At 66.2% G+C, this 7,742-nt stretch carries 8 protein-coding genes; 4 read left to right on the top strand and 4 right to left on the bottom strand.

Going from position 1 to position 7,742, the window contains the following annotated elements:
- A partial coding sequence (locus E1263_RS44240) for a carbohydrate-binding protein (RefSeq protein WP_337590297.1) occupies positions 1-179 on the top strand: 179 nt, incomplete at its 5' end.
- A 28-nt stretch (positions 180-207) separates the two neighbouring features.
- On the top strand, positions 208-1,749 hold the full coding sequence (locus E1263_RS41025; RefSeq protein WP_132177655.1) for a cellulose binding domain-containing protein: 1,542 nt from the start codon (positions 208-210) through the stop codon (positions 1,747-1,749).
- Positions 1,750-1,806: 57 nt separating this feature from the next.
- Here the strand turns inward: E1263_RS41025 and E1263_RS41030 are convergent, their stop codons facing one another.
- Entirely contained in the window at positions 1,807-2,694 is an 888-nt protein-coding gene (locus tag E1263_RS41030) for a LysR family transcriptional regulator (protein WP_132177657.1), read from the bottom strand.
- A 71-nt stretch (positions 2,695-2,765) separates the two neighbouring features.
- Here E1263_RS41030 and E1263_RS41035 point away from each other — a divergent pair, with 71 nt between their 5' ends.
- Both E1263_RS41035 and E1263_RS41040 read left to right on the top strand, forming a co-directional pair.
- Positions 2,766-3,965, top strand: coding sequence for an MFS transporter (locus tag E1263_RS41035; RefSeq protein ID WP_165956934.1), 1,200 nt, complete (start codon positions 2,766-2,768; stop codon positions 3,963-3,965).
- Positions 3,962-4,411, top strand: coding sequence for an aminoacyl-tRNA deacylase (locus tag E1263_RS41040; RefSeq protein ID WP_132177659.1), 450 nt, complete (start codon positions 3,962-3,964; stop codon positions 4,409-4,411). The genes E1263_RS41035 and E1263_RS41040 overlap by 4 nt, the downstream gene beginning before the upstream one ends.
- Positions 4,412-4,434: 23 nt before the next feature.
- On the opposite strand, the gene E1263_RS41045 is transcribed toward E1263_RS41040, so the two are convergent.
- The 3 genes from E1263_RS41045 to E1263_RS41055 form a co-directional block, all read right to left on the bottom strand.
- Positions 4,435-4,797 (bottom strand): DUF4345 family protein, encoded by a 363-nt coding sequence (locus tag E1263_RS41045; RefSeq protein ID WP_132177661.1) that lies wholly within the window; start codon positions 4,795-4,797, stop codon positions 4,435-4,437.
- 119 nt (positions 4,798-4,916) lie between these two features.
- A complete protein-coding gene (locus tag E1263_RS41050; RefSeq protein WP_132177663.1) occupies positions 4,917-5,834 on the bottom strand; it encodes a helix-turn-helix domain-containing protein in 918 nt (305 codons plus the stop codon).
- Positions 5,834-7,516, bottom strand: coding sequence for a chitinase (locus E1263_RS41055; RefSeq protein ID WP_132177665.1), 1,683 nt, complete (start codon positions 7,514-7,516; stop codon positions 5,834-5,836). The genes E1263_RS41050 and E1263_RS41055 overlap by 1 nt, the downstream gene beginning before the upstream one ends.
- Positions 7,517-7,742: the final 226 nt, after the last annotated feature.

The following is a 7,742-nucleotide window of genomic DNA, read 5'->3' on the forward strand; positions in this document are numbered from 1 at the left end:
CTCCCACCCCGACGCCGACTCCGACGCCCCCGACGGCCACCCCGTGGGCGCCCAACACGTCGTACGCAACCGGTGCACAGGTGAGCTACAACGGCCTTACCTACAAGTGCATCCAGGGACACACCTCCCTGACCGGTTGGGAGCCGCCGAACGTCCCCGCACTCTGGGGCCGGATCTGATCACGTACCGCCCTCTGATCGGAGCAACATGAAACGCATCTCGATGGCGATCGCAGCCATCACCACAGTGGTACTCGCACTACTTGTCGCACCCACCGCCAACGCGGCCGGGGTCTCTGCGACCTTCACGAAGGTGTCTGACTGGGGCAGCGGCTTCGAGGGCAAAGTAACCGTTCTGAACGACACCACAAGCTCATTGAGCACCTGGTCGGTGGCACTCGACTTCCCGTCGGGCTACTCGATCTCCAGCTCATGGGACGCAACGCGGAGCACCAGTGGGCAGACGCACACCTTCACTCCGCCCGGCTGGGCCGGACCGTTGGCACCTGGTGCCAGCGTCACGTTCGGCTTCAACGGCAGCCCGGGTAACTTCCCCGGTCTCGCTGCCTGCCGGCTGAACGGCGGCTCCTGCTCCGGCGGTGGCCCGGTCACCCTCCCGGGTGCACCGAGCGGCCTGTCCGGTACGTCGACCGCCTCGACCGTGAGCCTGTCCTGGTCCGCGGCCAGTGGTGCAGCCAGCTACAACATCTACCGCAACGGCGCAAAGGTCGGTACGTCGACCGGTACGGCGTACACGGACTCTGGTCTGACCGCGAGCACCAGCTACAGCTACCAGGTGAGCGGACAGAACAGTGCGGGCGAAGGCCCGAAGACTGGCTCGGTTTCCGTTACCACCAAGGCCGGTACGGACCCGGTCGGCAGTCGCCGCGCCGCGCCGTACCTGTACATGGGTTGGGGCGACCCGCCCAACCCGACGACCGTCATGAACGCGACCGGTATCAAGTGGTTCACCATGGCGTTCATCCTGTCGTCCGGCGGCTGCAACGCGGCTTGGGACGGCACCCGACCGCTGCAGGGCAGCGCGGACGCCACTGCGATCTCGCAGATCCGGGCGGCCGGCGGTGACATCGTTCCGTCGATCGGTGGCTGGAGCGGTAACAAGCTCGGCCCGAACTGCAGCACGCCGGAGGCACTGGCCGGCGCGTACCAGCAGGTCATCAACGCCTATGGCCTGAAGGCGATCGACATCGACATCGAGAACTCCGACGAGTTCGAGAACGAGGTCGTCCAGGACCGCATCCTGAACGCCCTCAAGATCGTCAAGCAGAACAACCCGGGGATCCAGACGATCCTCACCTTCGGTACGTCGACCACCGGCCCGAACTACTACGGCAACCGGCTGATCGAGCGGTCCCAGGCCCTGGGCGCCAACATCGACGTCTTCACGCTGATGCCCTTCGACTTCGGCAGCTCGAACATCTACAACGACACCGTCGGTGCGTCGACGGGTCTGAACAACAAGCTGAAGTCGGTCTTCGGCTGGACCACCGCGCAGGCCTACGCCCACCAGGGCATCTCCGGCATGAACGGTCTGTCCGACCAGCAGGAGATGACGACGACGGCGACCTGGCAGAACATCACCAACTGGGCCAAGTCCAACGGCCTGTCCCGGCTGGCGTTCTGGTCGGTGAACCGCGACCGCGGCTGTGCCGGCGGCGGCGTGGTCTCCAACTGCAGTGGAATCGCCCAGTCCGACTGGGCCTTCACCAGCATCACTGCAGGGTTCTAACTGCAGCTTTCTCAAGAGGCAGTACGGCGGGTGCTCGTCAGGGGCACCCGCCGTACCTCAGGTAGAAATCACTGGCCGCGACCGGACGAACGCCTGAAACCGTTCTGCAGCAGGCGTTAGAGATGCCCGGAGCCGCCAGGTCATCCCAATCTCGCGGCGGGACTGGACTCCGGCCAGTGGCACCGCCACTGCGCCACTGTCCCCGCCGCGCACCGCACTCGACGGCAGCACCGCCACTCCGAGCCCGGCACCGACCAGACTGTCGATGGTCGTCAGGTCCGTTGCCTCAAAGGCCAGCCGCGGTGTGAAGCCGGCAGCACGACAGAGCTCGTCGCTGATCCGCCGGAACCCGAAGCCTGGTTGCAGACCGACGAATGGCTCGGCCGCTGCCGCAGCTAGCTCGACACGTCGCCGTGAGGCCAGTGGATGGCCCGGTGGGACATGCAGTGCGAGTCGCTGCTGCTCCAGCAGGTGCCAGCCGAACCGCTCCGGATCCGCCCGCGGCGAGATGATCCCGATCTCCGCATCGCCGTTCTCCAGGTCCTCGACGATGTCGTGTGCTGCGCCCTGCCGCAGTGCGAACTCCGCACTCGGCCCCACTGCCCGGAACGCCTTCAACAGGTCCGGTAGCAGGCTGGATGCGACCGAGTGCAGGAACGCGAGCCGCACTGTGCCCGACTGGGGATCGAGGAGCGAGTCGATTCGATGCTGCGCCACGTCCACTGCCGCCGTACCGGCCTGGGCCGCCTCTAGCACGATGCGACCGTACGGATTCAGCCGCAGGCCGCGGTGCTCGCGCTCGAACAGCGCCACGCCGAACGCGTCCTCGACCCGGCGCAGTGATCGGGACAAGTTGGGCTGACTCGTCCCCAGCGCGGTCGCCGCCGCGGTCAGGTGTTCGGTCTCCGCCAGGACGGCGAACCAGCGCAGATCCTCGACATGCATACGGATATCGTATCCATTTACTCCGAAATCGACATTTTACGTATGGCGCCAAGCGTGGCACCGTCGAAGACATGCACCGATCCGTCGCTGTGGGATACCGACCGGGTGACACGGAGTACCGCAAGCTCTCCGTGGCACTGTTCGCCGCTGGGCTGGCGACGTTCGCACTGCTCTACAGCACCCAACCGCTCCTCCCCGAGCTCTCGGACGCCTTCCACGTCTCCCCCGGCCAGAGTGCATTCAGTGTGTCGATCGCAACCCTCGGACTCGGCCTGGCGCTCCTGGTGGCCGGCTCTGCCTCCGAGGTGATCGGCCGCACCAACCTGATGCGCTGGTCGGTCACAGCAACGTCCGTCTTCGCATTGCTTGTCGCCTTCGCGCCCACCTGGCACGCGCTGCTCGCACTGCGAGGCCTACAAGGGATAGCGATGGCAGGGCTGCCGGCAGTCGCGATGGCCTACCTCCGCGAAGAGGTGCACCCCGAGAGTCACGCACGAGCCAGCGGGCTCTACATCGCCGGTACGGCGGTCGGTGGCATGTCTGGGCGTCTTGTCGCCGGAGGCCTGGCCGACCTTGGTGGTTGGCGGTTCGGAGCCGGCGGAATCGCCGCACTGGGGCTGCTCTGCGCGGCCGTCGTGTGGTTGCTCTTGCCGGCCTCGAGGAACTTTCGCCCGGGGTCTGCACGGCCGTTCTCCGGCCGGATACTGCGCGACCCAGCCTTGCTCGCCCTCTACGGGATCGGCGCCACGGCGGTCGGCGGATTTGTCGCGATCTACAACGGCGCAGTGTTCCGCCTGTCCGGCGAGCCGTATCTCCTGAGCGCCGGCGCCTCCGGACTGGTCTTCTGCGTCTACCTCCTCGGCTCAGCCGGCTCTGCTACCGCAGGCATGATGGCGGACCGCTTCGGGCGACGCCCTGTCGTTCCGATCGGCTGTCTCATCACGCTGGCCGGAGTGGCGATCACACTGTCCGCACCGCTGCCGCTGGTCGTCGTGGGACTGGCCGTGATGACAGCGGGATTCTTCGCCGTACACGGAGTGGCCAGCGGCTGGGTTCCGGCGCGAGCGCATGCCGCTGGCATCGGGACTGGTCAGGCGTCCAGCATGTACCTGTTCTCCTTCTACCTCGGCTCATCCGTCTTCGGAGGCCTAGCCGGTACGGCGTGGAGCCACGCCGGCTGGAGTGGAGTCGCGCTGGAGGCCGGGGCCCTGTTCGCGATCGCACTGGTGCTGTCACTCGTTCTGAAGTCTGTTCCTAGACTGGACGGGTGACCAAGGCAACGGAAGCGGCGGACCAGCTCGGGCTGAGCTACGAACTAACGCAGCACGGACCGGTGAACTCGCTGGAAGAGGCGGCGGCCGCGAGAGGGATCGAACCGGCCCGCCTGATCAAAACCATTGTCGTACGGCTGTCTGACGACGACTACCGCTTCGTCTTGGTGCCCGGCGACCGTGAGATCGCGTGGCCGAAGCTGCGCACGCTACTCGGGGTGAAGCGGATGTCGATGCCCGACAAGGACACCGCCTTCGCTGTCACCGGCTACCTCCGCGGCACCATCACGCCGCTGGGCAGCACACACGCCTGGCCGGTGATCGCTGACGAGCGGATCATCGGCACCATCTCCATCGGCGGCGGCGACTTCGGCACCGGCATCACTGTGGACGCCGAAGACCTGGCCAAAGCCCTCAACGCCACCGTCGCCGACGTGACCGACTGAAGCGTCCGAGGCGGGCGAGACACCTATCGAGCGGTGAGCAGCAGCCCGGCGAGGGCGGCTTCGACCAGAAGGAAGAAGCCCGGCCATCGCAGCAGCGGCTTCGGCTCGAAGAGCGCGCCAAGAAGTCGTCCGGCGGCCATGCCGCCCAGGGCGACCGCCACCGAGACCAAGACGCCGTCTCGGAAGCCAGCGGTTGCGGAGTCGGCGGCAATAAGCAGCGCCGCGACGGCCAGGCCGAACCCGCCGTAGACGGCGCGGACCTCATTGCGGGCCGCGGGGGTCGTGGGGGCCACACCGAAGGGTTTCCAGATCAACGCGGGCTTCACCAGCGCGGCGACGCCCATGCCTGCGAAGAAGATCGCCACGACCGCGACAGCGACGTTCATCCGCGACCTCGCAACCGCGCACAAGCGGGCAAACCGACCGCAGCCATCCGGTCTCCTCTCCTGGAACCCTTGCGAAGTCCCGATCAAGGTAGCTGACGGATAGCCCGCCCGTGCCTCGGTTAGACGAGCAGACCTCGCTGTCCGGCCCGGAGGCCTGCTTGGAAGCGGGTGGTGGCGTCGAGTGCCTTGAGAATTCGCTGCATGCGGCGCTCGACAGTGCGCTGAGCGACTCCTAGCCGTCGGGCAATGGCTTGGTCCGTGAGGCCAGCAGCGGCTAGTGAAAGCAGCTGCTGGTCTTCGAAGGTCAGAGGCCCGTCTGACGCCGCTGGGGACAGCGGGCTGCCCTGATGCCACAAGAGATCGAAGAGCCGCAGGAGCCCGTCCAGAAGGCTGGACGGGCCCACCTCAACGATCACGTCGTGGTGGGTTGGCAGGAGTGCCATCCGGCGGTCGACGACCAGCATCTTGAGCGGTACGTCGCGCAGCATCCGACATCCTGTGGACCGAGCAGCCACGAGATCAGTGGGCTCGGACAGGGATGCCATGTCGAAGATCGTCCGATATGTGACGCCGGGCGCGCGACGAGCCTCGACCGGTACGACGACGTACGGCGGCCGATCGAGTACGAGCACCTCGTTCTGGGCGCACTGCTGCGCCTGGTAGAAGCGCTGGGCTACCGCTTCGGCACCACGGATCACCGTGAACGCGTCGTGCTTGGCCCTGAACTCAGCGGTCAGCACAGAGGCACCGACACGGGCCGCGACGATGGCTGCCTGCTTCCGCAGCGCCAGTAGCTCGACTGCCGCCTCGGGCACCGCCGGGACGTACCGGGCTGGTCTCCCGGGCATGCGAGAGGCCAGCCCGAGGGACAGCAGCGACCGGAGATGCCGGCCGACCCGAGTAGCGGGCCAGCCGGTGTCGTTGGACAGGTCTGTCGTTGTGGACTCCGGGCGGGCCAGAAGCGCCCGGTAGAGCTGCTCGTCCTCCGAGCAGACACCAAGCGCTTCCAGCACCGGAGCGGGGCGGTAGTTATGCATTAGGGCAGGGCGTGGACGTGGGCGCCGACCTGGTTCGAGAACTGATTGCCGTTCAGCGCATCCCAGTTGGTCGACCAGGTCATCGCACCACGCAGCGTCGGCCAGGTAGTGCTCGGCTTGAAGCTGCCACAGTTCGTCCCCCGCGCCAGGCAGTCCAGCGCGTTGTTGACGATCGTCGGCGAGACATAGCCGCTACCAGCACCACGGGTGGACGCCGGCAGGCCCAGACCGACCTGGTCGGGACGGAGGCCGTTCTGCAGCATGATGCAGGCCTGCGCCGTGATGAAGTCGACCGAACCCTGTGAGTACACCTGTCCGTTGCAGCCGTTCATCGCACCGGAGTTGTAGTACTGCACGTTGACGATGGTCAGGATGTCCTTGATCGCCAGCGCCAGTTTGAAGTACTCGAACGTCGTGGCCTGCATGTCGATCGTCTGCGGAGCCATGGTGATGATGAGCCCACTACCGAACTGGCTCTGCAGGCTACGCAGCGCCTGACCCATGTACTGCGCGTTGACCCCGTTCTCGAGGTCGATGTCGATCCCGTCGAAGCCGTACTCGCGCAGCACGGTCAGAGCGGTCGATGCGAAGTTGGACGCCGCTGTCGCGTTGGCGACCGAGATGGTGCCTCGCTCACCGCCGACAGACAGGATGACCTTCTTGCCGGCCGCCTTCTTCGCAGCGATGTCGGACTTGAACTGCGCCACGGTGTAGCCGTTCAGCCCCGCACTGTCGAGGTTGAACGTGATCCCACCCGGCCGGGCCGCATCGGCATCAGCGAAGGCCACTGCGATCAGGTCGTACGCCGCTGGGACGTCCGAGATCTTCTGCACGGTCGCACCGTTGTTGAAGTTCTGCCAGTACCCGGTCAGCACGTGCTTCGGCAGGCTCCCACCCGGGTTCGTCGGCCCAGTGGTCGTCGTACCCGAGGCAGAGGCGCCGTACGGCGAGCAGTTGCCGCTGGGGTCGCAGGCCCGCACCTTGAAGCTGTACGTCGTGGTCGGGTTCAGCCCGGACGCCGTCCAGCTGGTGACGTTGCCGATGCTCTGTGGCGCCTCAGTCCCCCGTACGACGTCGTAGTGGTCAATGCCGTTCGCATCCGACGCAGCGGACCAGTTGAGCTGCAGCGAGCTCGACGTCGGACTACCGACAGTCAGCGCACCCGGAGTGGTCGGCGGAGTCGTGTCCGCGGTCCCACCCGGTCCATCCAGTACGACGTCATCCGCACCGAAGGCCGGAAGCCCGTACCAACCGTGCAGGTAGATGGTCACCGACGTGGCTGACGCACTCGTGGTGAAGGGGACGGTCAGCTGGCTCCAGGAGCTGCTGGTGGTCCACGTCGAGGCCCCACCGTCCACTCCGAGGTAGACGTTGGACCCGTTCACCCACGCCGACAGCGAGTACGCCGTACTGGGGCGGACCGAGATTGTCTGGCTGCACCGGCCGATGTCGGAGCCACTCGGGGCGGACTGCAATCCGAACGAACCGGAGTGGGCCGTGCTGCTCACACTGCCGGCGGCGCACTGCCAGCCGGAGAGAGTGCCGGACTCGAACCCACCGTTGACGGTGAGATTGGCGGCGTAGGCGGTGGCTGGGATCAGGGTGAGGCCGGTAAGGGCGAGGAAGAACGCGATCAGGCTGGAAAAGACCGCTGCCTGGGGGCGGCGTGCAGGCGGTTTCATGATTAGAAACTGTGGCTACATAACTAAATTGTCAAGACCCTGCATAAAGTGAAAACGCTCCCCCGTGCAGGAAAGTGAAGAATTGACAGATTCTGCACAGTGGAACTCGATCCGGTCGAGACCGCTCAGGACGGAACGATCCATCAGGCGGAATGACCTAGAGGAGGAAAGGCGACGGCCCCCGGCGGGGGGGTGACCGGGGGCCGTCGCCTTTCCTCCTCTAGGT

Origin of the sequence: Kribbella antibiotica (assembly GCF_004349055.1) — a bacterium.
Classification (GTDB): domain Bacteria; phylum Actinomycetota; class Actinomycetes; order Propionibacteriales; family Kribbellaceae; genus Kribbella; species Kribbella antibiotica.